The sequence below is a fragment of the Streptomyces sp. NPDC028314 genome (assembly GCF_055565795.1).
The window spans coordinates 1-23,631 of sequence record NZ_JBVHTP010000020.1 but is presented as its reverse complement, the minus strand read 5'-3'; the positions used below and the strand labels follow the sequence as shown (position 1 = coordinate 23,631).

The window sequence follows — 23,631 nt, the reverse complement described above, 5'->3', positions numbered from 1 at the left end:
TTCGGTCACGGGCGAGCGTTTCCCTCGAAGTCACCCAGGTTGATCAGGCTCACTCGATGGTCCCAGGTATCCCACCTCACACACTTCTGAGCGCCCCAGTAGTAGTTGACGTAGCCCATGAGGTCTCCGTATGCCTCGTCTTCATGCGCCTGATCGGGCCTGCCGAACGCATCCAGGAATTCCTCGTATGAGGTCAGGTGGGCGAAGTGGGACAGATGCGGGCCGTAGATCGTGAAGCCGACGACCGTACCGGCCCGAACCTTGTAGGTGAGCTTGTCGGCGCAGTACAGAAATCCATCTGACTGGGCAGCGTGGTCGACGACCTCGTCGAGGGTCAGGCGCCGCCCGTCGGCGTCGTAGTACTCGCTGTCGATGTCGGTCCCGCCGCGGTACCGGGCAACTACGGAGGACTGGGCCTGGATGATGCTCTGGCGTGGAACGCTGATGGCTGGCGCCCCCAGGGCTATGCCGCGCATCTCGACAGTCATGAGGTCGAGGTAGGCCAGGGACAGCACGTCCAGGTTGTCGAGGATCTCGATCATCGTCAGATTCTAAGCTCGCCATTTGGGGTGTCGAACGGGGCTCGAACTTGATCGACGATTCCCCAGTTCACCGGACGTGCGCGAGGCCGTGGCCCGATCCTGTGCTCAGCGACAATGCGGCACGGAGGCCGGGATCGTGGGACTGGTCGAGCACAGCGTCCAACCAGACGCGTTCGCGAAAGTGTCGGAGTTCCGGTCGGAGCTGTACGCATGCATGGTCTCCCGGAGAGACGCGTTGTTCGAACTGTGCGACGCGCTGCTGTGCACCGATGGTCCGGTCCGCACTCTCGTGGACCTGGCACTCGCTCCTGAACATCGGCGCGGGCACGGGGCCTTGTACGGCGCGATCAACCGAGGTCGGGTTGACGTCGCCCGGCTGCGGCGGGCCTTGGCTGGCGTGTCCTTGCCCCGGGCTGCCGATGGCCGCCTGGTGTTGGCGGTGGATGTCTCCCCGTGGCTCCGGCCGGACGCCGACACCTCTTCGGACCGCTCCTTCTGCCACACGTTCGGCAGGGGCCTGGGCAAGCACCAGATGGTGCCCGGCTGGCCCTCCTCGATCGTCGCCGCTCTGGAGACTGGCCGGACCTCTTGGACGGCGCTGCTGGACGCGATCCGTCTGGAGCCCGGGGCCGATGTCGCGGCGGTCACCGCCGACCAGGTCCGCGACGTCGTCGAACGCCTCATGGACGCCGGACAATGGCGGGACGGGGACTCGAACATCCTCGTCGTGTTGGACGCTGGTTACGACGCGCCCCGCATCGCCCATCTCCTGGCCGACCTCCCTGTAGAGATCCTGGGCCGGCTCCGCTCGGACCGGGTGATGCGCAAGCCCGTGCCGGTGCCGTGGATCTGCCCACCCCAAGGCGGTCGTCCGCCCAAGCACGGCGGCGAGTTCGTCTTCGGTGACCCGTCCACGTGGGGCGAGGTCACCGCGGTCACCGTCACCAACACCGACCGGTACGGGGCGGCGACCGCGCAGGCGTGGGATCGGCTCCACCCCCGGCTGACCCGGCGAGCTGCGTGGCTCGACCACGAGGGTCCGTTGCCGATCATCGAGGGCACCGTGATCCGGTTGACGGTCGAGAAGTTGCCCAGCGGTGGGGTGAACAAGCCCGTCTGGCTGTGGTGGTCCGGCACCGGCGCCACCACGCAGGACATCGATCGATGTTGGCAGTCCTTCCTGCGACGCTTCGACCTGGAACACACCTTCCGGCTGCTCAAGCAGACCCTCGGATGGACCCGGCCGCGGCTGCGGGACTCCGAGGCGGCCGACCGCTGGACCTGGCTCGTCCTGGCCGCGCACGCCCAGCTCCGCCTCGCCCGCCCTCTCGCACGGGACCTCCGCCGGCCGTGGGAACGCCCGGCGGAACCGAACAGACTCACCCCCGCGCGGGTCCGGCGCGGGTTCAGGAACCTACGCGCGAAGACTGGTACGCCAGCCTGTGCACCGAAACCCACCCGACCCGGCCCCGGACGCCCGCTCGGCTCGAAGAACCGACAGCCCGGCCGCCGCTACGAGGTGGGGCGCGTCCTCGCGACTGGCGAGGCCTACAGTCGGCCCGCCCACCACAAGAAGGGGACAAAACCCCGACGCAAAACCGATGCTGACCGCGATCACAGCACGGCATAGGCTGCTCGGGTAGTCGCAGCTGGACCAACCGGGGGCCTCATGGAGCACAGCTCTGAGCGAGAGAACCGCGAAGGCGCGGCTTCTTCCCGCCACACCCGGGATATGCAGCAAGAACGCCACGCTTTGCGCGAAGCCCTGCGCTCCGATCTGCCCGCCGCCCACATGGGCTTGGGCGTGACCATCATCGCCCTCATCGTGGTCGCCAGCTTCTCCGGCCCTCGATGGGCACTGATCATTGCTGGTGTCTTCACAGCCTGGTTCGTCCTTGCGCTGGCAGTGATCCACATCGGCAGCGGCCGTGGTTGGGATGCCATCCGGCGGGCCTACATCGCAACGTTCGGCTGGGGCAACTGGATCTGAACGTGCCTCGCTGGCCGGCCCTCCATCTCGGCCGCACCATAAACGACAAGTTAAGTGCTTGCTTCCGATCCGGTTGCTCAAGCGCCGGCTCCGGTGCGGGCCCCGTACTTCCCGCCGCGGGACGCCAGCTCCTTGACCGCGGCCGCGATCCGTCCGGTGATGTAGGTCCGCCGGAGGGAATCGTCGGGGCGGGTGAACTGGCCCACCGCGTCCTTGCGTCCGAGCGTGACGGCCCGTGCGACGTAGCGCAGGGAGTACGGCTCGGGCTTGCGGCCCTCGATCAGGCGGGCCAGGGTGTCGGCCGCGTGGGCGGCCTGCAGCGTGGCGAGCGCGCAGGCGAAACGGGCGCCGGGTACTGCCGCGCAGTCGCCCACGACGAAGATCCGTTCGTCGTCGACGCTGCGCAGGTACCCGTCCACGAGGGCGCGGCCCTCCCCATCGACCTGGAGACCGCTGCGTGCCGCGAGGTCGGGGACGCCCGACACGATCGCCCACAGGGTCAGGTCCGAGGCGAACGCCGCTCCCGACCGAAGGCGCACGACGCCGTCGGCGACCTCCGTGACGCCGTCGTCCACGATGTCGACCTTCAGCCGCTCCAGCCCGGACCGGACCCGCTGGAACGCCCGGTGGGAGAAGTCCCGGCCGACGGATGAACCGACGATCCGCACCCGAAGGTCCGGCCTCGCCTCGGCCACCTCCGCCGCCGTCTCCACGCCCGTCGCACCGCCCCCGATGACCGTGACCGTGCTGCCCGCAGGCAGGGCGGCGAGCGCCAGGCGGGCCGGCTCGGCGCCCTCCCAGGTGCCCACCGGGATCGTTCCCGGCATCGGCCGCACCGTGCTGCCCACGGCGAGGAACGCGTAGTCGAAGTCGACGCTCGCGCCGTCGTCGAGAGCGACACAACCGTCCCCGATCTTGTCGACGGTGCCGATCCGCGCAGTGATCCCGTCGCGCAGCATCGACGCGAGGGGCGTCGCGACGGAGGCGGTCCCCGCGATCTGCTGGTGCAGCCGGACGCGCTCCACGAAGTCGGGGCGCGGGTTGATCACCGTGACCTCGGCGGTCTTCACCTTCTTGGCGATCCGGTTCGCCGCGAGCATGCCCGCGTAACCGGCGCCCACCACTACCACCTGCATGTCGGCCTCCTGCTCCTGCCCTGGTGACTGGTCGCACATGAGATGCCGGTCGGCCGGCCCCTGTGACACCCCCTCGACGTGTCGCGCGTCACAGGGAAGCGGTGTCACAGAACAGCGGGATCCGGCGTCTTGTGGGTGACACGGTCGACAGCGAAGGAATGAGGAGACCCCGGCATGAGCGAGGAAGGCCGCCGTCGCCGTCCCGACCCCGCCACCGAGGCGTTCGTCACCCACCGCAAGCTGCTCTTCACCGTTGCCTACGAGATGCTCGGGTCGGCGGTGGACGCGGAGGACGTCGTTCAGGAGACCTGGTTGCGCTGGGCGGCCGTCGATCTCGACACGGTGCGCGAGCAGCGTGCGTACCTGGTCCGGATCACCACCCGGCAGGCGCTCGGCCGGCTGCGTACGCTCGGTCGGCGCAAGGAGTCGTACGTGGGCACCTGGCTGCCCGAACCACTGCTCACCGCGCCGGACGTGGCCGAGGACGTCGAGCTGGCCGACAGCATCTCGATGGCGATGATGCTGGTTCTCGAGACGCTCGCACCGGCCGAGCGGGCGGTGTTCGTGCTGCGCGATGTGTTCGACCTCGGGTACGAGGAGATCGCGGAGGCCGTCGACAAGAAGCCGGCCGCGGTCCGGCAGATCGCCCACCGGGCGCGGGCGCACGTTGCCGCGCGCCGACCGCGCGGTGTCGTTTCCGCTGCCGAGACGCGGGCCGCGCTCGGCGCCTTCCAGCGGGCGGTCGAGACGGGAGACCTGCAAGGGCTGGTCGACCTCCTCGCGCCGGAGGTCGTCGCCCTGAGCGACGGCGGAGGCATCAAGCAGGCCATGCTGCGGCCCACCGTCGGAGCCGAGAAGGTGGCCCGGCTGCTGGCCGCGGGCGTGGCGGTGTGGGGACCCGTGGCGACGCTGGAGCCGGCACAGATCAACGGCCTTCCGGCGCTGATCGTGCGGGTCGGCGGGGAGATCGACCTGGTCGTGGCCATGCGGGTCGAGGACGGAGCCATCACCGGCATCTACTCCGTGCGCAACCCCGAGAAGCTGACGCGCATGGAGCGGGAAACCGCTGTGAGCCGCTGAATCATCCGGGGCGGTCGTTAACGGCGTTAACGCCGTTAACGGTCCATGCCCGCCGCCCGCCTCCCGCCGCTGGCCGTTAACGCCGTTAACGCCGTTAATGGTCCGGGCGGGCTCGGGGGATGGAGCCGGAAGTGCTGGCTCCGGTCTCAGTCCGGCTCGCCTCCAGCCGGGGAGCCGACTGTGGCGCCAAGATCCCGTATCCCGCGCGCTAAGCCGGGGGTGCGGCGAATGCGGCGAATCGCGGTGTGTGGAGCCTCCATGATCAAGAAGGAGCGTGCGGCGCGCACGCGGGAATCGTTGGTGCGCGCTGCCGCGGAGGTGATCGCCGAGGAGGGGTTCACCTCCGCGCTCGTCTCCGCGATCAGCCGCAGGGCCGGAGTGACCGCCGGCGGGCTGCACTTCCACTTCCGGAGCAAGACCGAACTCGCCTGGGCCGTCGAGGACCGTGCGTCCGAGGCCGTCCGCGGGATCACGGGCGCGGCGCGGGCGGTCGGCAACCCCGTACGGGCGCTGGTGGAGTCGACGGCCGCGCTGATGGAGCTGCTCGGGGAGGACGTCCTGGTGCGGGCCGGCTTCGCGCTCTCGGCCGATACCGCCCACGGCACCCGGGTCGACCTGTGGGGGCAGTGGCGGCTGTGGGTGGTCGAGTTGCTCGGTGCGGCGGAGCGGGAGGGGATGCTCGCCGAGGGGGTTTCCGCGGAGGACGCGGCCCGGGCGGTGGTGGCGTCGACCGTGGGCCTGGAGCTGCTGGGTGCGGCCGAGCCGGAGTGGGTGGCGCCGCGGACCCTTGCGCGGATCTGGGCGTTGGTGCTGCCGAGGCTGGTGGCGGGTGGGGATTCCGTGGGGGCTTGGGCGGAATAGAAGCAGACTGAATGGTTTGTTTCTCGGGGTGGTTTTGGGGGGTTGTGGGCTCGTCGTGAGGTGTGGTCGAAGTGCTTCGGGGGCTTGCTGGATGTGGGGATGCTGGTGAACTCGCAGGTCAGAGCCTGTTCTTGAGTGGGGCTTGGGTGCGGCTGGCCTGAAACTGGTGCGGCTGGATGCGCGTTGACAAACCGCCGGTCCTGTTTTTTACTGACTCTTGCGACTCATCCAAGGACAGGGGAGTACGACGTGGACATCGATGTACTGGGCGCACTGGCCGTGCGGGAGAACGGGATCTCCATCACGCCGACCGCCCCCAAGCCCCGGCAGGTCCTGGCCCTCCTCGCGCTGCACGCCGACCGGGTGGTCCCGGTCGACGCCCTGATCGAGGAGCTGTGGGGCGGTGAGCCCCCGCGCAGCGCCCGCACCACGCTCCAGACGTACGTACTCCAGCTGCGCACGCTCATCGCCACGGCGCTCGAAGCGGCCGAGGACGGGGCCGGTGACGCGCGGACGGCGAAGGATGTGCTGGTCACGTTGCCGGGTGGTTATTTGTTGAGCAGTGGTGGTGGGACGAGTGATGTGCGGGAGTTCGACCGGTTGTCGGGGATGGGGTACCGGGCGATGGATGCGGGTGATCATCCGGGTGCGGCGCGGTTGTTGAGGGAGGCGCTGGCGTTGTGGTCGGGGCCTGCTTTTGCGGATGTGCATGGTGGGGTGCAGTTGGACATGGAGGCGCGGCGGCTGGAGGAGACCCGGTTGTGTGCGTTGGATCAGCGGATCGAGGCTGATCTGCGGTTGGGCCGTCATCGGGAGCTGCTGGCGGAGTTGACGGTGCTGGCGAGCCGGTACCGCACCCACGAGAACCTGCACGGGCAGTTCATGCTCGCCCTCCACCGCTCCGGCCGCCGCGGCGAAGCGCTGGACGTGTACCAGCGGCTGCGGGCCACGCTGGTCCGGGACCTGGGGCTTGAGCCGTCGGCGGCGCTGCGGAGGCTGCAGCGTTCGATCCTGATGGCGGGGCCGGAGGGCGGGGCCGCGGTTGGTGCTGGCGCCGCGGCTGGTGCTGGCGCCGCGGCCGTTGAGGGTGCTCGGGTGGAGCGGCTCGTACGGGTCTGAGGTCGCGGGACGCCCGGGTGCCGGCCGGGCGGGGGCCGAGGGCGGTCTTGTGGCTGCCGAGTGGGGCTGGGCGGAGGCGGTGGCGGTGCGTGCGGCGCCGCTGACGGCCGGCCCGGGTGAGAGGAGACGAGCGGTGCAGGAGAGGTCTGAGCGGACGCGTAGGCGGCTGGTGTTTGCCGGGGCCGAGATGTTCCACCGCAACGGCTACGCCAACGCCACGCTCGGGGAGATCGCGGGCGCGGCCGGGGTCACCAAGGGCGCGTTGTACTTCCACTTCGCCTCGAAGGACGAACTGGCGGACGCGGTCCAGCAGCGGGGCTGCGGGCTGTTGCACGAGGCGGTGCGGGGCTTGCGGGAGGCCGGGGCCTCGCCGCTGCAGGCGCTGATCGACACGACGCACTGGCTGGCGCGGACGCTGCACGAGGATCCGGCGATCCCGGCGAGCTTCCGGATCACCAAGGAGTGTGCCGGGCGGGCGGGGCGCGTCGGGCAGCAGCCGGCGGTGGTGGACTTCCACGGGGCGTGGCTGTCGGTGGTGTACGGGCTGCTGCGGATGGCGCGCGATGCGGGGGAGCTGGCGGGCGGTTCGGGCGGTGGGGGCGGTGCCTCGGCCGGTGCCTCGGCCGGTGCCTCGGCCGGGGGCCGGTGGGAGGGGGCGGAGGCATTGGTGTCCGCCGCCGTCTGCGGGATCGAGGTGCTGTCGGGGACCGGTATGTCGTACCGGGAGTTGAGGGGGAAGGTGGCGGCGCTGTGGGGTCTGCTGCTGCCGAGCCTGGTGGGGGAGGCGCGGTCCGGGGAGTACCGGACCGGGGGCGACGAGGGTGCCGGGGAAGAACGGTGCCTTGAGGGCGTGGGGGTTGGGGGGTAGGTGGGCGCCGTGTGCTGGCGCCGTGTGCGGTGCCGGGGCCGCCGCCGGCCGGGCCGCGGGGCGTGGGCGCGGTCGGATCCGGGTGTGGGGCGCAGGTTCGGGGCCATTGATGCGCTCGAACCGGGCTCAACGAATCGGTGACATTGCGCGGGGTCCCGATATCTTGCGTCGAAGGTTGAATGACGAAGGTCGAATATCGAGGCAACTCGACGAAATGCGGAGGGGAGACCGTGAAGATTCAGGTTCTGGGTCCGTTGAGTGCCGAGGTCAACGGGGGCTCGATCGTTCCTACTGCCGGCAAGCCGCGGCAGATTCTGGCGCTTTTCGCGCTGCATCCGGGCCGGGTGATTCCCGTGCCCACCCTCATGGAGGAGATCTGGGGGCACGACCTTCCCCAGAGTGCGCTGACCACCCTCCAGTCGTACATCCTCCAACTGCGCCGCCGGCTGGGTACCGCCATGGGGCCGGGGCGGCCGGGCGGGGCCAAGGAGGTTCTCGCCACCCGCCACGGCGGGTACGTGCTGCAGGTGCCGCCGGAGGCCGTGGACGTGCACGGGTACGAGAGCCTCCTCGCCCGGGGGCAGACCGCCTTCGAGGACGGTGACGACGAGGGTTCGGCCGCCCTCCTGCGGGCGGCGCTCGCGCTGTGGGACGGGCCGGCGCTGGTCGACGTACGGCTCGGGCCGATCCTGGAGATCGAGGTCATGCGGCTGGAGGAGAGCCGGCTGGTCACGGTGGAGCGGCGGATCGACGTCGACCTGCGGCTGGGGCGGCACACGGAACTCCTGGTGGAGCTGACCGAGCTGACCGCGCGGCATCCGCAGCACGAGGGGCTGCACTCGCAGGTGATGGTCGCCCTGTACCGGTCGGGGCGGCAGGCGGCGGCGCTGGACGTGTACCGGCGGCTGCGGAACCGGCTGATCGACGACCTGGGGGTCGAGCCGTCGCCACAGTTGCAGCGGCTGCACCAGGCGATGCTGGCGGTGGACCCGGCGCTGGACGTGGCGGCGGGAGGGAGACGGGGGTCGACGTTCGACCTCTACGCGGCGTAGCCCCTGGCCGGGGTTGAACCGGGGCCGCCGGGCCGGGTGTTGGGCTGCCGGGCGGCGGTGGCGGGGGCCGGGTTCGGGTGCGGCGCCGTTGCGCGAGCGGCCCGGGCTGCCCGGCTTTCCGGGGCTCCGCCCCGGACCCCGCGCCTCAAACGCCGGCGAGGCTGGATTTTGGCCGCCCCCGGGCTGGATTTCGGCTGGTCCCGGCCGGGTTTGGCCGCCCCGGGCCGGATTGTGGCCGCCCCCGGCCGGATTTGGCCGTCGGGACCGGTTTGGCCGGTGATGCTGGGGCTGGAGTGGCCTCCGAGGCGGGATACGCCGGGGGGCCGGACTTGGCCGGCGGGAGTGGGGGAGTGGCAGGGTGGGGGGATGAGTGAGTTTGGGCTGGGGTTTCGGGAGTTTCGGCTGGATGTCGGCGAAGGGGAGCTGGACGACCTTCGGGAGCGGTTGGGCCGGGTGCGGTGGCCCGGTGAGGTGAGCGGGGCCGGGCGGGCGTACGGGATGCCGCTCGATGAGGTGCGGGAGCTCGTGCGGTACTGGCGCGAGGAGTACGACTGGCGGGCCGCCGAGGCGCGGATCAACCGCTGGGCGCAGTACACCACCGAGATCGACGGGGCGACCGTTCATTTCGCGCACATTCGCTCGGCCGAGCCGAATGCGACCCCCTTGCTCATGACCCACGGCTGGCCGGGGTCTTTCGTGGAATTCCAGCGCGTTGCCGGGCCGCTCACCGATCCGCGGGCGCACGGCGGGGATCCCGCCGATGCCTTTCATCTGGTGCTGCCCCACATTCCCGGATTCGCCCTGTCGGGGCCGACCACCGAGCCCGGCTGGGAGTTCAAGCGGGTCGCCCGGGCCTTCGGGGTGCTGATGGAAGGGCTCGGTTACGAGCGGTACGGGGTCCAGGGCGGGGACTGGGGTGCGGCCGTCTCCCGGGAGCTGGGGCGGCTGCGGCCCGAGAACGTGGTGGGGGTGCACCTGAACCTGCTGCCGGGCGCCGGGGCGACGGCCGAGCCCTCGCAGGAGGAACTGGCCGGGCTGGGTCCGGACGAGCGGGCGCGGGCGGTGGCCTCCTGGGAGCGGTACCGGGTGTGGGCGCGGGAGCGGCAGGGGTACGCCGACATCCAGGCGACCCGGCCGCAGACCCTCGCGTACGCGCTGAACGACTCGCCGGTCGGGCTGCTCGCCTGGATCGGGGAGAAGTTCGCCGAGTGGAGCGACCCCGCCTCGCCGGTCGACCGGGACCAGATGCTGACCAACGTGATGCTGTACTGGCTCACGGGGACGGCGGGTTCGGCCGCCCGGATCTACTACGAGCGCGCGCACGCCGACTACTACGGGCAGCCGCCCGAGGTGTCGAAGACCCCGACCGCCCTCGCGGACTTCCCCCGCGACAACTTCATCCCCCTGCGGCACATCGCCGAGCGCACCGACCGCATCGTGCGCTGGACCTCGTACGACAAGGGCGGGCACTTCCCCGCGATGGAGGTGCCCGAGGTGCTGGTGCAGGACGTGCGGGACTTCTTCCGGGAGTTGCGCGGGGATGTGATCATCGGTCGATGAGAGACGAACAGCGGACCCGGCCCGTCCTGGCGGGCGACGAACGCGCCACACTCACCAGCGTGCTCCAGTGGCAGCGGGACACCCTGATGATGAAGTGCGCGGGGCTGACGGACGAGCAGCTGCGCCGCAAGGCCGTCGCGCCGTCCGGGCTCAGCCTGCTCGGGCTGGTGCGGCATCTGGCGGAGGTCGAGCGCGGCTGGTTCCGCAACGTCCTGAACGGCGAGGACGTACGGGGCTACTTCCCGCAGAACGAGGCCGGCGAGCGGACGGAGTTCCACGTCGAGGACGCGGACCCGGCGGAGTCGTTCAGGATCTGGGAGGAGACCTGTGAGCGCTCCCGCAAAATCGTGGAGGCCGCCGAGTCTCTCGACGCGCAGGGGCGTTCCGGGGACCAGCCGTACTCGCTGCACTACATCCTGGCCCACATGATCGAGGAGTACGCCCGGCACAACGGGCACGCCGACCTGCTGCGCGAGGCGATCGACGGGGCGACGGGGGAGTAGCCGGACGTCTCCTACGGGGCGGGCGTGGCCGTACGGTCCACCGCGTCCAGGGCCACCGCCCACGGGAAGGGCCCGGAAGCCTCCTCGCCCACCGGGCCGGGGGTGTAGCCGCCCTCCCCGTAGAGGAGCTCGACCCCGGCACCCCGCAGGACGGCCAGGGACTGGTCGAACTGCGGGTGCGCCGCGAGCGCGGCGTTCGTGCAGGGCATGGCCACGACCGGGACGCGCTTGCCGAGGGCCTCGGCGGCCACCCCGCCGACGAACCGGTCCGTGAGGCCGAGCGCCCAGGCGTTGAGGGAGTTGAAGGTGACCGGGGCGAAGAGCAGGGCGTCCGCCGCGGGCCAAACGTCCGGCTCCCCGGGCAGCTTGTACTGCCAGCGCACCGGGTTGCCGGTGAGGGCGGCCAGACCGTCGAGGCTCCCGGAGACCCAGTGCGCCGCCGTCGGGGTCAGACCGAGGCAGACGTCCCAGCCGCGCGACTGGGCGTCCTCGATCACGTGGGCCACGTCGAAGACGGGCGGCGCGGCGGAGCAGAGCAGGTACAGAGTCCTCGTCATACCGTCATGTGATCACATTCCTTGACCTCGACCATACTTGAGGGCGCAGAGTTGTCGGCATGGACAACGAGATCACACACCGCAGCACGGACCGGACCGCTGACATCCAGGCCATCGCCGAGATCGTCGCCGTCGTCGAGCGCACCCAGCGGGACAAGGACGCCGAAGGGTTCCTGGCCCTCTTCCACCCCGACGCGCTGTGGACCACGGGCCACGGCAAGGTCCTCATCGGCTTCGACGAGATAGCCGCCTTCACCCGTGCCGTGCTGCCCGCCTCGGACTGGGACGGCGAGGTCACGTACGAGGTCGTCCACACCCAGTTCCTGCGGCCCGACGTGGCGGCCGTCAAGGTCCGCCAGGTGTACACGTCGGCGGCCGACGGCGGCAGCGAGGGTGCCCCGCTGTACGTGATGACCAAGGGGGAGGACGGGCGCTGGCTGCTGACCGCCTGCCAGAACACCCCGGTGCACGCCGGCTGAGTGTGCCGGGGCGGCTCAGAGGCGGGCCAGGAACTCCGTCAGCAGGCCGTTCAGTACATCGGGGCGGTCCAGGTGGACGTCGTGGCCGGCACCGGGGACCGAGACGGCCGTGGTGTCCGGGCCGCCCACGTTCAGCATCCGCATCGATTCGCCGGGCGGGACGATCCCCCGCTCCCCGAGCACCACCAGGGACGGGCAGCCGACCCGCTCCCACTCCGGCCACCACGCGCGGGTGGTGTTCTCGGTGATCGCGGCGACCATGACCGAGCGCTCGAAACGGGGGTACCAGCCGTCGGCGCGCCGTTCCAGGCCCGCGGCCCAGGCCTCGCTGCCCAGGAACTCCCGTGCCGCGTCGAGCGAGGGGAACGGCACCGGCCAGGAGTCGAGCCAGCCTCCGATCTCGTCCGGGGTACCGGGGTCCGCGGCGGCAGCGCCCGCGTCGACCAGGACCAGGCCGCGGACCAGCTCCGGGTGGGCGGCCGTGGTGAGCATCGCGGTGTGTCCGCCGAGCGACTGGCCGATCAGGACCGGGCGGTCCAGGCCCAGTTGCCCGATGACGGCGACCACGTCCGCGACGTAGGCCGCGCGGGAGACGTCGGCCGGGTGGCGTTCGCTCGCGCCGTGGCCGCGCTGGTCGACGGCGATCACCCGGTGGCGGGGGGCGAGGGCCGCCGCGAGCGCGTCCCATTCGCCGACGTGGCCGGCGAGGCCGTGGAGCAGGACGACGGGGGCGCGGGGGGAGGTGCCGGGGGTGTCGGGGGTGCCGCTGTCGCGGCAGGAGAGGCGCACCCCGGCGCGGGTGACGGTGCGGTCGGTCCAGGTCATGCGAAGATCATCTGGTTTTTTCCTGCTGAGCGCGATGAGTTCCGGGTGCGGATCCGGTCTACCCGTGTGACAGCTCCGCCCGACCACGAACAGATGGGACACCACGAGATGACCGAGCCGGTGAAGGGCCCCGCCAGCTACTTCCCTTCGATCGAGAAGAAGTACGGCCGCCCGGTAGCAGAGTGGAAGGACCTCATCCGGTCTTCCCCGCTGACCAAGCACATGGAGCTGGTCTCCTGGCTCAAGACCGAGCACGGGATCGGCCACGGCCACGCCAACGCCCTGGTCGCGCACACCCTCACCGAGGAGGGGCGGGCGTAGACGCTCGCGTATGCGGTTGAGCTCTTCGGCTATGTTGCGTCTCGGCGGGCGCCGGTTGACTGGTCACATGACGAAGACACAGAACACGCAGAGCACGCAGAACGCCCCGGCCACCCTCGTCGTCGGGGGCACCGGCAAGACCGGCCGCCGCGTCGCCGAGAAGCTCGCCGCCCAGGGCCGCACGGTCCGGATCGGGTCCCGCCGCGGGGCACCGGCCTTCGACTGGAACGAGCCGGCCGGATGGGGAGCGGCGCTGGAAGGCGTCGACCGGGCGTACGTCACCTACCACCCCGACCTCGCCTTCCCGGGCGCCGCCGAGCAGGTCGGCGCGTTCGCGGAGGCGGCCGTGGCTGCCGGAGTGCGCCGGCTGGTCCTGATGTCCGGGCGGGGCGAGCCGGCGGCCGAGCTCAGCGAGAACAACCTGAAGGCCTCCGGCGCGGACTGGACCGTCGTACGGGCCAGCTGGTTCAACCAGAACTTCAACGAGGACCTCTTCCTGGGGCCGGTCCTGGCCGGGGAGATCGCCCTGCCGACCGCGGACGCCGTCGAGCCCTTCGTGGACACCGACGACATCGCGGACGTGGTGGTGGCGGCGCTGACCGACGACCGGCACATCGGCAGGACGTACGAGCTGTCGGGGCCGCGCCTGCTCAGCTTCTCCGACGTGGCCGCCGAGCTGTCGAAGGCGACCGGGCGCGAGATCGCGTACGTCCCCGTCTCGGACGAGGAATACCGCGCCGTCCTGCGGGCGAACGACGTCCCGGAGGACTTCGCCGAGCTGTTCACGCTGATCCTCGACGGGCGCAACGCCCACCTGGTGCACGGGGTCGAGGAGGTACTGGGCCGGGCGCCCAGGGACTTCGCGGACTTCGCCCGGGAGGCGGCGGCCACCGGCGTCTGGGACGTGTGAACCGTGGCGGATCCGGTACGCGGTGCGCCCTCCGGGGAGAAGAATGGGCCCATGGACACGCTGACCGGCCTGCTCGAAGGCCCCAAGGCCCGGGGCGCCTTCCTCCAGAAGTCCGTCCTCAACCCGCCGTGGGCCCTGCGGGTGGAGGACCGGGCCCCCCTCTCGGTCATGACGCTGACGCAGGGCACGGCCTGGCTGCTGCCCGACGAGGGCGAGCCGGTCCCCGTCGGGCCCGGTGACGTGGCGGTCATACGGGGACCCGTGCCGTACACGGTCGCGGATGCGCCGGACACCCCGGTGCAGATCACCGTCGGCCCGGACCAGCGCTGCAACACCGAGGCGGGCGAGGACGTCACCGACACCATGGCGCTGGGGGTGCGCACCTGGGGCGAGGAGCTCCAGGACGCGGGCGCGGCGGTCATGCTCAGCGGCACCTACCAGGCGCCGAGCGAGATCGGGCGTCGGCTGCTGAGCGCGCTGCCGACGGTCCTGGTCCGCCCGGCGGGGACGGCGGACGCCACCCTGATCGCGCTGCTGGCCTCGGAGATCGGCCGGGACGAGCCGGGTCAGGAGATCGTCCTGGACCGGCTGTTGGACCTGCTGCTGATCGGCGTCCTGCGGGCCTGGCTGGCCGCCCCCGGGTCGGGTTCCCCGGCCTGGTACCGGGCCCAGAGCGATCCGGTGGTCGGGCCGGCCCTGCGGCTGCTGCACGAGAACCCGGCGTACGGCTGGACGGTGGCGGACCTCGCGGTCAAGACCGGGGTCTCGCGGGCCTCCCTGGCCCGGCGCTTCACGGAGCTCGTCGGGGAGCCGCCCGTCGCGTACCTGACGGGGTGGCGGCTCGCCCTGGCCGCCGACCTGCTGCGCGAGCCGGAGGCCACGGTGGCGACGGTGGCCCGCCGGGTCGGCTACGGGAGCGCCTTCGCGCTGTCGGCGGCCTTCAAGCGGGTGCGGGGGGTGAGCCCGCAGGAGTTCCGTACGGGAAGGCCGGCGGGCGGCGCCGCCCCGGTGGAGGCGGGGCGGCCGAGGACCGTGGTGCTGCGCGGATAACCGGGGCGCTCAGAGGGCGAAGGTCAGAGGGCGAGGACGCCGACCGTCTGGTCGCCGCTGACCTCGCCCGTGGTGCGGAAACCGAGGCCCAGGTAGAAGGGCTCGGGGGTGCTCTCGCCCGGATGCCAGGTGACGTACGCCCGGTCGCCGCCGAGGCGGCGGATCTCCTCGGCGACGGCCCGGACCGCGAAGCGGCCGTAGCCCTTGCCCTGGTGGCCGGCGGAGATGTTCAGGCGCCAGATGCCCGAGCGGCGGTCGTCCGGGTGGCCGTCCCAGGGGAAGTCCAGGAAGGCCATGACGAATCCGACGACCTCGCCGCCGTCGACCACTGCCCGCGGCCAGGCCTTCGCCCCGTGGACGTACGCTTCGGCGAGCGACTTCACCACGGGGGACACCAGATGGTCCTGGTGGGCATGGAGCCGTATCGCACACACCGCGTCGAAGTTCTCCGCGGTGACCGGTTCAAGACGGAGTGCTGAATTGATCACGGGTGAAGCGTAGGGCTTGCACGGTGCGGTCCCGATTCCTGTGCCACAAGAGGGGTTAAAGAAACCAGGTAAGCGGTATATTTTGCGCGTCATGCAGGGGCGGGTATCGGCCGGGGAGGCAGCGCCGTGCGGGAGGATGCGGGCCGACGGCACTGCCGGGCGGGTCTTCGGGGCCGGTCAGGCGGCCGACTCCCGCGATACCGCGTCGGGGGTCAGCTCGTCCGTGTGCCCCACGGCCTCGGTGTAGACCCGCCGGCCCCGGCTCTCGGAGATGTCCAGGGAGGCGAGGACCGCGGACTGCACGAAGCCGGGCAGCAGGTGGCGCATCAGCGCGCTGACCCTGACCTCGAGGTCCCGGTAGTCGCTGAGCGCCTGGGACATGGACTGGATGCCGGCGTAGGTGCCCACCAGGATGTCGGCGGTCTCCGCCGGTACGGTGTGCGGCAGCAGCTCGCCCTGGGCGCGGGCCGTCTCCAGCTGCTTCAGCATGGTCTCCGACCAGCGCAGGAACGGGCCGGTGCGGTCGAGTCCCTGTGCCAGCTGGTCCATGGTCAGCCGTACGCCCGCGCGGACCATGGGATCGGTCTGGAGGCGGTACGTGTGCAGCATGATGATGTCCACGATCTCCTGGATCTTGGACGGGCGGTCGGGAATGACGAGGTTCTGGCTCTGGGCGTCGAGCACCCCGTGGGCCAGGTCTTCCTTCGAGTCGAAGTGGAAGTAGAGGGCGCCCTTGGTCACGTTGGCCGTGGACAGGATCTCGGAGATCGTCGCGGTCTGGTAGCCGCGCTCCTCGAAGACCTTGGCCGCCGCCAGCAGGATGGCCTTGCGCGTGCGGATGGCGCGTTCCTGCTCTGCCACGGTGCTCTCCACTCGATCGACGAACCTCGGAAAGATTCCATATATAAACCGTCTAGTTCGTATCTTACAGCGGGTTACGGCAGTGTGAACCCACACCTGACAAATAACCGACATGTACTGATCGGGAAGGACGTCCGATGATCCTTGTGACGGGTGCCACCGGGACGGTGGGCCGCGAGGTGCTGCGCAGGCTGCCCGCCGACAGGGCGGTGCGCGTGGTCGCCAGACAGCCCGGGAAGGTGACCGGCACGGGTCCCCGCGCGGAGGTCGTGCGCGGGGACTACGACGATCCTGGGTCGCTGTCGGACGCCCTGCGCGGGGTGTCCGGCGCCCTGCTCGTCACCAGCCGCGTCGGCGGTGACCACGACGCGTCCTTCCTCGACGCCGCCCGGTCGGCAGGGGTGCGGCACGTGGTCAAACTCTCCGCCGCGGCGGTGGAGGATCGCTCGGCCGACGATCCCCTCACCACCTGGCAGCGGGAGAACGAGGACCTCCTGCGCGGCTCCGGGATGGAGTGGACCCTGCTGCGGCCGCGCTCGTTCATGTCCAACACGCTGGGCTGGGCGGCCGCCATCCGCTCGGAGGGCGTCGTGCGGGCCCTCTACGGGACTTCGGCCAACGCCTGCGTCGATCCGCGCGACATCGCGGACGTGGCGGTGCGCGCGCTCACGGAGCCCGGGCACACCGGCCGGGCCTACACGCTGACCGGGCCCCGGGCGATCAGTGCGGTCGAGCAGACGGCCCAGCTGGCCACCCTGCTCGGCCGTCCGCTGCGGTTCGAGGAGCTGGGGCCCGGCCAGGCGCGGGCTCTGTGGCGGGAGCGCTATCCGGAGGCCGTGGTCGACGCCCTGCTGCACAGTGCGGAGAGGCAGCGGGACGGCGCCAAGGTCCGGGTGGACGGCGCGGTCGGCGAGCTGACCGGCCGGCCGGCGGGATCGTTCGGGCAATGGGCCCGGGACCACCTGGACGCTTTCGCGTGACCCGGCCCCGTGCGCACCGTCGTGGGTCAGCGGTGCGGTGACGCGGCGGTCACGATGGCGCTGAAGACGAGGCAGCCGTCCTGATGGCCGGTCACGCGGACGGTTTCGCCGCCGCAGGGCAGGACCCCCGGGAGGCGCTGGGCCTCGATGACACAGGGCGAGTCCAGCTCGGTGTACCGCTCGAAGTGGCTGCTGATGTCCAGCGGCAGGTAGCAGGAGCGTCCCAGCACGCCGGCCGTGGCCTGGCGGGCGGCCTCCAGGAGCAGCATCCCCGGCACGTGGTCGACCGGGTGGTCGAACAGCACGGGGTGGTGGGTGTCCACCCTCAGCAGCCAGCGGTTCGACTCGTTCGTCGGCGACAGCACGACGTCCACGGGCGAGATGCGTCCCACGCTCTGCGGGGCCGCCGGGGCGGTGAGGGGCAGCAGCCGCTGCTCGCCGCCGCTCAGCGCGCGGTCGCCGCGCAGCCGCCGGTAGACCACCGGTGAGGTGCACTTGTACGAGCTGCCGGCCGTCGCCACCAGCTGGCCGTCACGGCGGATCGAGGCGTCGTAGCGGAGTCCCGCCAGGTGCAGGCCGCGCCACTTGACGTCGCTGCAGACGACCTCGATCTCCACCGAGGCGGGCGTACGGCTGACTTCGAGGTGCTGGGGCCGTACCGCTATGGCGAGGTCCCGCATCAGGAACTGGTGGCCGAAAGGTACGCCGAACTCGGCATGGCCGAGCAGCGAGCCGGTCTGACGGAACGTTTCCACGACCATGAGCGGGTCGTGGAGCCCACCGTGCACCGGGGTGAAGAAGCTGTGGCTGCGCGGCCACTGCGCGGTCACCGTGAAGTGGGTGTCGTCGTGCCGTTCCCACCCGGTGAGCATCACCTCGGCCACTGCGGCCCGGTGGACCAGTTCCTTGGGAACCGTGGTGGTCCACGTGGCCTGTTGGAAGCCATTGGGCCGAGTCCTTAGAGCGGTGGCTCTCTCTCGGGAGTCCCGTGTTGTTGTGGTGCGCTCAACTCGAAACGTGCTCGCAGACATTGCTCCCCCTGGGCTGCGGTGGCGAGACGGGCATGAGTTGCTTCTCGCCGGAAAGATACATACCAACCGGTATAATATCCAGGGGTGTCTGACAGTTGGGCGCCCCAGAAGTGGAGACATTGGCTCCATTCACCTGATTTCGCAGGCCGGCCCCCTTCTTCCGTTCTCCGCGGCGGCCTCGCGGCCTTCTTCGGGACCGCGTGATTCGAGCGGTACGAGAGCCATTCTTGAGGCCGGTCACCGAAAGTGCCCAAAAGTCGGCCGGAATTCCACCCTTGACCAAAGCGTGGACGCAGCTCCCCAAAAAACCGCGTGGACGGTTGGTTATAGTGGGGCGCCGGGGCCTCGCCTTGGCGGCGGGGTGTGCCGCGACTCTGAGCGGTGGCCCGGAAGTACCCCCGGGCTCAGCCCCCTCGCGAAGCTCCGCAGCACCCAGACCGCCCTGCCCTCTCGGCAGGTGCGGCAGTCCCTCGCAGTGACGGAGCAGTTGATGGTCAAGCAGGAACGCGCGGCGCGGACGCGCGAGACCCTGATCAGGTCCGCGGCCGAGATCTTCGACCGGGAGGGCTTCGCGGTGGCCTCGCTCGCCGCGATCAGTGCGCAGGCCGGGGTGAGCAACGGGGCGCTGCACTTCCACTTCGCCAGCAAGGTGGTCCTGGCGGATGCCGTCGAGGAGGCGGCGCTGGCCCGGCTCGTGGCCGTCACCGATCCGGTGCTTCCGCTCGGGGCGAGCCGGGTGCAGCGCCTGATCGACGTCACGCACGCACTCTCGCTGGGCCTGCGTGACGACGTGGTGCTGCGGGCCGGCTTCGAGCTGAGCGGCGAGGTGTCCCGCCCGCCGCGGGCCGATCTGCGCGAGTGGTGGCGCAGGTGGGTGGAGGCGGAGATGGAGCGGGCCGAGGCGGAGGGCGAGCTGCGCCCTGGGGTGGCGGCCCGGGACGTGGTGACCGCGGTGGTGCCCGCAAGCCTGGGGTTCGGGGTGCTCGGGGCCAGGGACGCGATGTGGCTGTCGAGGGACACGGTCGCCGGGTTCTGGCGGCTGCTGCTGCCGACCCTCGCGGCGCCGGCGCTCCTCGGCGGCCTCGCCGCCGAGGGAACCGGCTCCGGCTCCCGGTAGGACGGTGCGGCTGCGCCCCGGCCCTCCGCGCGGATGCGTGGGGAGCCGGGGCGTTCGTGTGCCCGCCCTGGGGTGGGCGTACGTAGGCTCCATGGTCTGTTTCGCTCGTACCTCGGCCCGTTCTGGAGGTGATGCCGAGGGATTTCGGAGAGACAGTCATGCTCTCTGTGGAGTAACTAGCCAGGTCAGAGGGGGTTTTGAGGGTCTGGCGGGAGATCTTTCGACTAAAACAGCATGGTCGGTTTCATATTGACAAACCGTGGGTCTGGTTTTTTACTGAGGGAGATTCATACACGGACAGGGGGAGTACGACGTGGACATCGATGTACTGGGTGCACTGGCCGTGCGGGAGAACGGGATCTCCATCACGCCGACCGCCACCAAGCCCCGGCAGGTCCTGGCCCTCCTCGCGCTGCACGCCGACCGGGTGGTCCCGGTCGACGCCCTGATCGAGGAGCTGTGGGGCGGTGAGCCCCCGCGCAGCGCCCGCACCACGCTCCAGACGTACGTACTCCAGCTGCGCACGCTCATCGCCACGGCGCTCGAAGCGGCCGAGGACGGGGCCGGTGACGCGCGGACGGCGAAGGATGTGCTGGTCACGTTGCCGGGTGGTTATTTGTTGAGCAGTGGTGGTGGGACGAGTGATGTGCGGGAGTTCGACCGGTTGTCGGGGATGGGGTACCGGGCGATGGATGCGGGTGATCATCCGGGTGCGGCGCGGTTGTTGAGGGAGGCGCTGGCGTTGTGGTCGGGGCCTGCTTTTGCGGATGTGCATGGTGGGGTGCAGTTGGACATGGAGGCGCGGCGGCTGGAGGAGACCCGGTTGTGTGCGTTGGATCAGCGGATCGAGGCTGATCTGCGGTTGGGCCGTCATCGGGAGCTGCTGGCGGAGTTGACGGTGCTGGCGAGCCGGTACCGCACCCACGAGAACCTGCACGGGCAGTTCATGCTCGCCCTCCACCGCTCCGGCCGCCGCGGCGAAGCCCTCAGCGTCTACCAGCGGCTGCGCGCCACGCTGGTGCGCGAGCTCGGCATCGAACCGTCCGCGGCCCTGCGCCGGCTCCAGCGCTCGATCCTCATGACGGGCCCCGAGAACCCCGTGGAAACGCCGGAAGCCGCACGCAAGCGCCTCGTACGAGCGGGCTGACCGGCCAGCTGACCGGCCAGTCGATCGGTCATCGGGCGTTAATTCAAGGTAATTGCCGAATGAATCTCCGCAGGGGAATGGAAAAGCCGTGACACATCCTCTCCCACTGCCGAACGGAACAGTTGCGAACTGAGTGGTGGCCAGGCCGGAGGTCAGGTGCGGTCACCATGTGGAATCCAACGGTTTCCGATCCGTGCACACCGGGATCGGAGGGCTGCTCGACGCCGGCTCGAGAATTCTGTGACGTTGCCATGGGCGCCGTTACCGTGCTCGGGACGAATGCTGAAATCCGAGAGTGGCGCGACGAATTGCGGAGGGGAGACGGGAGACCGTGAAGATTCAGGTTCTGGGGCCTTTGAGTGCCGAGGTCAACGGAGGATCGATCGTTCCCACGGCGGGCAAGCCGTGTCAGATCCTGGCGCTTCTCGCGCTCTACCCGGGCCGGGTGATGCCCGTGCCCACCCTCATGGAGGAGATCTGGGGCACCGACCTGCCGCAGAGCGCGCTCACCACCCTGCAGACGTACATCCTCCAGCTGCGCCGCAGGCTGGGCACGGCCATGGGCCCGGGAGCCCCCGGCTCGGCGAAGGACGTCCTCGCGACCCGGCACGGCGGATACCTGCTCCAGATCCCGCCGGAGTCCGTGGACGTCCACGAGTACGAGACCCTCGTGGCCGGCGGCCAGACCGCCTTCGACGAGGGCGACGACGAGACCGCGGCGGACCTGCTGCGCAGGGCGCTCGCGCTGTGGCAGGGGCCGGCACTCGTCGACGTACGGGTGGGGCCGATCCTCGACATCGAGGTCCTGCGGCTGGCGGAGAGCCGGCTGGTCACCACCGAACGGCGGATCGACGTCGACCTGCGGCTGGGGCGGCACACCGAACTCCTCGCGGAGCTGACCGAACTGATAGCCCGCCACCCGCAGCACGAGGGGCTGCACTCGCAGGCGATGGTCGCGCTCTACCGGTCGGGGCGGCAGGCCAGGGCGCTGGACGTGTTCCGGCGGCTGCGGACGCGGCTGATCGACGAGCTGGGGGTCGAGCCGTCGCAGCAGTTGCAGCGGCTGCACCAGGCGATGCTGCGGGTGGATCCGGCGCTGGACGTGGTGGCGGGGCCGCGGCGGTCTTCGACGTTCGACCTCTACGCGGCCTAGCCCCTGGCCGGGGGTGAACCGGGGCCGCCGGGCCGGGTGTTGGGTTGCCGGGCGGTGGTGGGGGCCGGGGCCGGTTTCGGGTGCGGCGCCGTTGCGCGAGCGGCCCGGGCTGCGCCCGGCTTTCCGGGGCTCCGCCCCGGACCCCGCGCCTCAAACGCCGGCGAGGCTGGATTTCCGCCCCGGGTCGGATCGGCGGGGCCAGGGGGCGTTGAGCGGAGCTCCAGGGGGGTTGGTCAGGCTCGGTGTACCCGGGGCGCGTCTGCGTGCTCGCGGACGGAGAGAGAGGTACACCATGGACCGGCTGGAGCTCACCGACCTGACGCGCATCCTGCGCGTCTGGGGAGGCGAGGAGGAGGGCGTCGAACTGCACGACGACGTCCGCGACCTGTACTGGGTGGAGCTCGGCTACGACTGCCTCTCGGTCCTCCAGACCACCGGCTACCTGGAGCGGAAGTTCGACGTCGTCTTCGACGAAGAGGCCATGGAGTACGCCGACACCCCGCGCCGCTATCTCGAACTGGTCAACCACGTGCTGGGCTCCCGCGCCGCGGTCTGAACCGTGTCGCCGGAACTCCAGCGGGAGTCCAGGAAGCTTCCTGCGGATACGGACAGGCTCTGCATCAAGCGTTGAGAGAGGGTGTCTGATGTCTGTAGAGCGAGTGCACCGGATGTCATACGCAGTGGATGCGGCCGCACCGGCCGGTGTTCTGTACGGGCTGGTGGCCGACACCGCCCAGTGGCCGCTGCTGGTGCCGGCCGCCGTCCATGTCGAGCGGCTGGACTTCGACGGTACCCGGGAGCGGTTCTCCCTGTGGGCCGCCGTCGACGGGACCGCGCGGCATTCGCTGTGGCGGCGTTCCCTGGACGCGGAGCGGTGGCGGATCGACTTCCGCCAGGAGCTGCCCGCGGCCCCCGTCACCTCCATGGGCGGCAGCTGGACCGTGCGGCAGCTGGCCCCCGGCTGGTCCCGGCTGACACTGGAGCAGGACTTCACCGTCGCCGGGAACCGGACCGCCGACGTCGAGCGGGCCCGCGCGGCCGCAGCAGCGAGCGGACGCGCGATGCTCGACCGGCTGCGGGAGGCCGCCGAACGCTGGCAGCGGCTCGACGGGCTCATGCTGAGCTTCGAGGACTCCGTGCGCATCGAGGGACCGGGTGAGCCGGTCTACGAGTTCCTGTACGACGTGGCGTCCTGGCCCGGCCGGGTACCGCACGTCGCGCGGGTCGGCCTCGTCGAGGACCGGCCGGGCGTACAGCGGGCCGGCATCGACACGCTGACCGCCGACGGCTCCGCGTACACGACGGAGTCCGTACGGGTCTGCTTCCCGGCGGCCGGCCGCATCGTCTACAAGCAGACCGTGCCCTCGGCCCTGCTGGCCGCGCACACGGGCGAATGGTCGGTCGTCCCGGACGCGACGGGTGTCACCGTGTACTCCCAGCACAACGTGCTGCTGGACGAGGACATGGTGGGACGCGTCCTCGGCCCCGACGCCGACCTGCCACAGGCGCGCCGGTACGTCCGCGAGGCCCTCGGCCGCGAGAGCGAGGCCACCTTCGGGCCGGCCCGGGAGTACGCGCGGCGGTCGGTGCGGAGCCTGCGGGCGGTCTGAGCGCCGGACCGCGAGCGGAGGTCCGGCGCCCTGGTCCTCCGCGTCAGCCGCCGAGAACCGTCCAGGTGTCGCCGCCCGTCAGCAGCGCGGGGAGGTCCGCCTTCCCCTGCTGCTCGACGGCGGTGTCGAGCTGGTCGGCCATGAGGGTGTCGTAGACGGGGCGCTGCACGTTGCGGAAGACGCCGATGGGGGTGTGGTGGAGGGTGTCGGGGTCGGCCAGTCGTGAGAGCGCGAAGGCGGTGGTGGGGCTGGTGGTGTTCGCGTCGTGGATCACGATCCGCGACGCGTTCTCCGCCGTGATCTCGACGGCTTCGAGGTCTCCGGTGGCGGGGTTGCGGATGACGCCCTTGGCCTGGTTGGTGCCGAAGCGGATGGGCTGGCCGTGTTCGAG

At 70.9% G+C, this 23,631-nt stretch carries 26 protein-coding genes and 1 pseudogene; 19 read left to right on the top strand and 8 right to left on the bottom strand.

The window, feature by feature from the left end:
• Positions 1–5: 5 nt before the first annotated feature.
• Positions 6–542 (bottom strand): hypothetical protein, encoded by a 537-nt coding sequence (locus ACZ4TG_RS34090; protein ID WP_468170810.1) that lies wholly within the window; start codon positions 540–542, stop codon positions 6–8.
• 136 nt (positions 543–678) lie between these two features.
• On the opposite strand from ACZ4TG_RS34090, the gene ACZ4TG_RS34085 reads away from it, so the two are divergent.
• The gene (locus ACZ4TG_RS34085) at positions 679–2,172 is read left to right on the top strand and encodes an NF041680 family putative transposase (RefSeq protein ID WP_468170807.1); all 1,494 of its coding nucleotides are present in this window, start codon (positions 679–681) and stop codon (positions 2,170–2,172) included.
• 39 nt (positions 2,173–2,211) lie between these two features.
• The gene (locus tag ACZ4TG_RS34080; protein ID WP_468170804.1) at positions 2,212–2,532 is read left to right on the top strand and encodes a hypothetical protein; all 321 of its coding nucleotides are present in this window, start codon (positions 2,212–2,214) and stop codon (positions 2,530–2,532) included.
• A gap of 77 nt (positions 2,533–2,609) precedes the next feature.
• On the opposite strand, the gene ACZ4TG_RS34075 is transcribed toward ACZ4TG_RS34080, so the two are convergent.
• On the bottom strand, positions 2,610–3,668 hold the full coding sequence (locus tag ACZ4TG_RS34075) for an NAD(P)/FAD-dependent oxidoreductase (RefSeq protein ID WP_468170801.1): 1,059 nt from the start codon (positions 3,666–3,668) through the stop codon (positions 2,610–2,612).
• 174 nt (positions 3,669–3,842) lie between these two features.
• Here ACZ4TG_RS34075 and ACZ4TG_RS34070 point away from each other — a divergent pair, with 174 nt between their 5' ends.
• The 7 genes from ACZ4TG_RS34070 to ACZ4TG_RS34040 all read left to right on the top strand — a co-directional run bounded on the left by ACZ4TG_RS34070 (position 3,843) and on the right by ACZ4TG_RS34040 (position 10,711).
• Positions 3,843–4,748 carry an RNA polymerase sigma-70 factor gene (locus ACZ4TG_RS34070; protein ID WP_468170798.1) on the top strand — a complete coding sequence of 302 codons (906 nt, stop codon included), beginning with the start codon at positions 3,843–3,845 and terminating at the stop codon, positions 4,746–4,748.
• A 258-nt stretch (positions 4,749–5,006) separates the two neighbouring features.
• A complete protein-coding gene (locus ACZ4TG_RS34065) occupies positions 5,007–5,609 on the top strand; it encodes a ScbR family autoregulator-binding transcription factor (protein WP_468170795.1) in 603 nt (200 codons plus the stop codon).
• 249 nt (positions 5,610–5,858) lie between these two features.
• Positions 5,859–6,728, top strand: coding sequence for an AfsR/SARP family transcriptional regulator (locus tag ACZ4TG_RS34060; protein WP_468170792.1), 870 nt, complete (start codon positions 5,859–5,861; stop codon positions 6,726–6,728).
• 133 nt (positions 6,729–6,861) lie between these two features.
• Complete coding sequence (locus ACZ4TG_RS34055) at positions 6,862–7,596, top strand: TetR family transcriptional regulator (RefSeq protein WP_468170789.1); 735 nt, start codon at positions 6,862–6,864, stop codon at positions 7,594–7,596.
• A gap of 230 nt (positions 7,597–7,826) precedes the next feature.
• Positions 7,827–8,648 carry an AfsR/SARP family transcriptional regulator gene (locus ACZ4TG_RS34050; protein WP_468170786.1) on the top strand — a complete coding sequence of 274 codons (822 nt, stop codon included), beginning with the start codon at positions 7,827–7,829 and terminating at the stop codon, positions 8,646–8,648.
• A gap of 366 nt (positions 8,649–9,014) precedes the next feature.
• Positions 9,015–10,208 (top strand): epoxide hydrolase family protein, encoded by a 1,194-nt coding sequence (locus ACZ4TG_RS34045; RefSeq protein WP_468170783.1) that lies wholly within the window; start codon positions 9,015–9,017, stop codon positions 10,206–10,208.
• Positions 10,205–10,711, top strand: a complete 507-nt coding sequence (locus tag ACZ4TG_RS34040; RefSeq protein ID WP_468170780.1) for a DinB family protein — start codon at positions 10,205–10,207, stop codon at positions 10,709–10,711. The genes ACZ4TG_RS34045 and ACZ4TG_RS34040 overlap by 4 nt, the downstream gene beginning before the upstream one ends.
• 11 nt (positions 10,712–10,722) lie before the next feature.
• Here the strand turns inward: ACZ4TG_RS34040 and ACZ4TG_RS34035 are convergent, their stop codons facing one another.
• Positions 10,723–11,268 carry a flavoprotein gene (locus ACZ4TG_RS34035; RefSeq protein ID WP_468170777.1) on the bottom strand — a complete coding sequence of 182 codons (546 nt, stop codon included), beginning with the start codon at positions 11,266–11,268 and terminating at the stop codon, positions 10,723–10,725.
• Positions 11,269–11,327: 59 nt separating this feature from the next.
• Between ACZ4TG_RS34035 and ACZ4TG_RS34030 the strand changes: the two genes are divergently transcribed.
• On the top strand, positions 11,328–11,747 hold the full coding sequence (locus tag ACZ4TG_RS34030; protein WP_468170774.1) for an SgcJ/EcaC family oxidoreductase: 420 nt from the start codon (positions 11,328–11,330) through the stop codon (positions 11,745–11,747).
• Between the two features lie 15 nt (positions 11,748–11,762).
• On the opposite strand, the gene ACZ4TG_RS34025 is transcribed toward ACZ4TG_RS34030, so the two are convergent.
• Positions 11,763–12,572 carry an alpha/beta fold hydrolase gene (locus ACZ4TG_RS34025; RefSeq protein ID WP_468170771.1) on the bottom strand — a complete coding sequence of 270 codons (810 nt, stop codon included), beginning with the start codon at positions 12,570–12,572 and terminating at the stop codon, positions 11,763–11,765.
• A 108-nt stretch (positions 12,573–12,680) separates the two neighbouring features.
• Here ACZ4TG_RS34025 and ACZ4TG_RS34020 point away from each other — a divergent pair, with 108 nt between their 5' ends.
• From ACZ4TG_RS34020 to ACZ4TG_RS34010, 3 genes are all read left to right on the top strand, one after another.
• Entirely contained in the window at positions 12,681–12,893 is a 213-nt protein-coding gene (locus ACZ4TG_RS34020; protein ID WP_468171084.1) for a DUF4287 domain-containing protein, read from the top strand.
• 67 nt (positions 12,894–12,960) lie between these two features.
• Entirely contained in the window at positions 12,961–13,803 is an 843-nt protein-coding gene (locus ACZ4TG_RS34015) for an NmrA family NAD(P)-binding protein (protein WP_468170768.1), read from the top strand.
• A gap of 51 nt (positions 13,804–13,854) precedes the next feature.
• Positions 13,855–14,853 carry an AraC family transcriptional regulator gene (locus tag ACZ4TG_RS34010; protein WP_468170765.1) on the top strand — a complete coding sequence of 333 codons (999 nt, stop codon included), beginning with the start codon at positions 13,855–13,857 and terminating at the stop codon, positions 14,851–14,853.
• A gap of 23 nt (positions 14,854–14,876) precedes the next feature.
• Here ACZ4TG_RS34010 and ACZ4TG_RS34005 read toward each other — a convergent pair whose 3' ends face one another.
• Both ACZ4TG_RS34005 and ACZ4TG_RS34000 read right to left on the bottom strand, forming a co-directional pair.
• Positions 14,877–15,341: a GNAT family N-acetyltransferase gene (locus ACZ4TG_RS34005; protein ID WP_468170762.1), complete on the bottom strand. Its 465-nt coding sequence runs from the start codon at positions 15,339–15,341 to the stop codon at positions 14,877–14,879.
• A 177-nt stretch (positions 15,342–15,518) separates the two neighbouring features.
• On the bottom strand, positions 15,519–16,202 hold the full coding sequence (locus ACZ4TG_RS34000; protein ID WP_468170759.1) for a ScbR family autoregulator-binding transcription factor: 684 nt from the start codon (positions 16,200–16,202) through the stop codon (positions 15,519–15,521).
• Positions 16,203–16,339: 137 nt separating this feature from the next.
• Here ACZ4TG_RS34000 and ACZ4TG_RS33995 point away from each other — a divergent pair, with 137 nt between their 5' ends.
• Positions 16,340–17,182 (top strand): SDR family oxidoreductase, encoded by an 843-nt coding sequence (locus ACZ4TG_RS33995; RefSeq protein WP_468170756.1) that lies wholly within the window; start codon positions 16,340–16,342, stop codon positions 17,180–17,182.
• Between the two features lie 26 nt (positions 17,183–17,208).
• Here ACZ4TG_RS33995 and ACZ4TG_RS33990 read toward each other — a convergent pair whose 3' ends face one another.
• Positions 17,209–18,213: a ScbA/BarX family gamma-butyrolactone biosynthesis protein gene (locus tag ACZ4TG_RS33990; RefSeq protein WP_468170753.1), complete on the bottom strand. Its 1,005-nt coding sequence runs from the start codon at positions 18,211–18,213 to the stop codon at positions 17,209–17,211.
• A 490-nt stretch (positions 18,214–18,703) separates the two neighbouring features.
• On the opposite strand from ACZ4TG_RS33990, the gene ACZ4TG_RS33985 reads away from it, so the two are divergent.
• The 5 genes from ACZ4TG_RS33985 (at position 18,704) to ACZ4TG_RS33965 (ending at position 23,240) form a co-directional block, all read left to right on the top strand.
• Positions 18,704–19,330, top strand: coding sequence for a ScbR family autoregulator-binding transcription factor (locus ACZ4TG_RS33985; protein ID WP_468170750.1), 627 nt, complete (start codon positions 18,704–18,706; stop codon positions 19,328–19,330).
• A 313-nt stretch (positions 19,331–19,643) separates the two neighbouring features.
• Positions 19,644–20,477, top strand: coding sequence for an AfsR/SARP family transcriptional regulator (locus ACZ4TG_RS33980; RefSeq protein ID WP_468170747.1), 834 nt, complete (start codon positions 19,644–19,646; stop codon positions 20,475–20,477).
• Between the two features lie 331 nt (positions 20,478–20,808).
• The gene (locus ACZ4TG_RS33975; RefSeq protein ID WP_468170744.1) at positions 20,809–21,630 is read left to right on the top strand and encodes an AfsR/SARP family transcriptional regulator; all 822 of its coding nucleotides are present in this window, start codon (positions 20,809–20,811) and stop codon (positions 21,628–21,630) included.
• A gap of 292 nt (positions 21,631–21,922) precedes the next feature.
• On the top strand, positions 21,923–22,186 hold the full coding sequence (locus ACZ4TG_RS33970) for an acyl carrier protein (protein WP_468170741.1): 264 nt from the start codon (positions 21,923–21,925) through the stop codon (positions 22,184–22,186).
• Between the two features lie 112 nt (positions 22,187–22,298).
• The gene (locus ACZ4TG_RS33965) at positions 22,299–23,240 is read left to right on the top strand and encodes an aromatase/cyclase (RefSeq protein ID WP_468170738.1); all 942 of its coding nucleotides are present in this window, start codon (positions 22,299–22,301) and stop codon (positions 23,238–23,240) included.
• A gap of 43 nt (positions 23,241–23,283) precedes the next feature.
• On the opposite strand, the pseudogene ACZ4TG_RS33960 reads toward ACZ4TG_RS33965, so the two are convergent.
• A pseudogene (locus ACZ4TG_RS33960) lies at positions 23,284–23,631 on the bottom strand (2-oxoacid:ferredoxin oxidoreductase subunit beta); the annotation flags it as partial.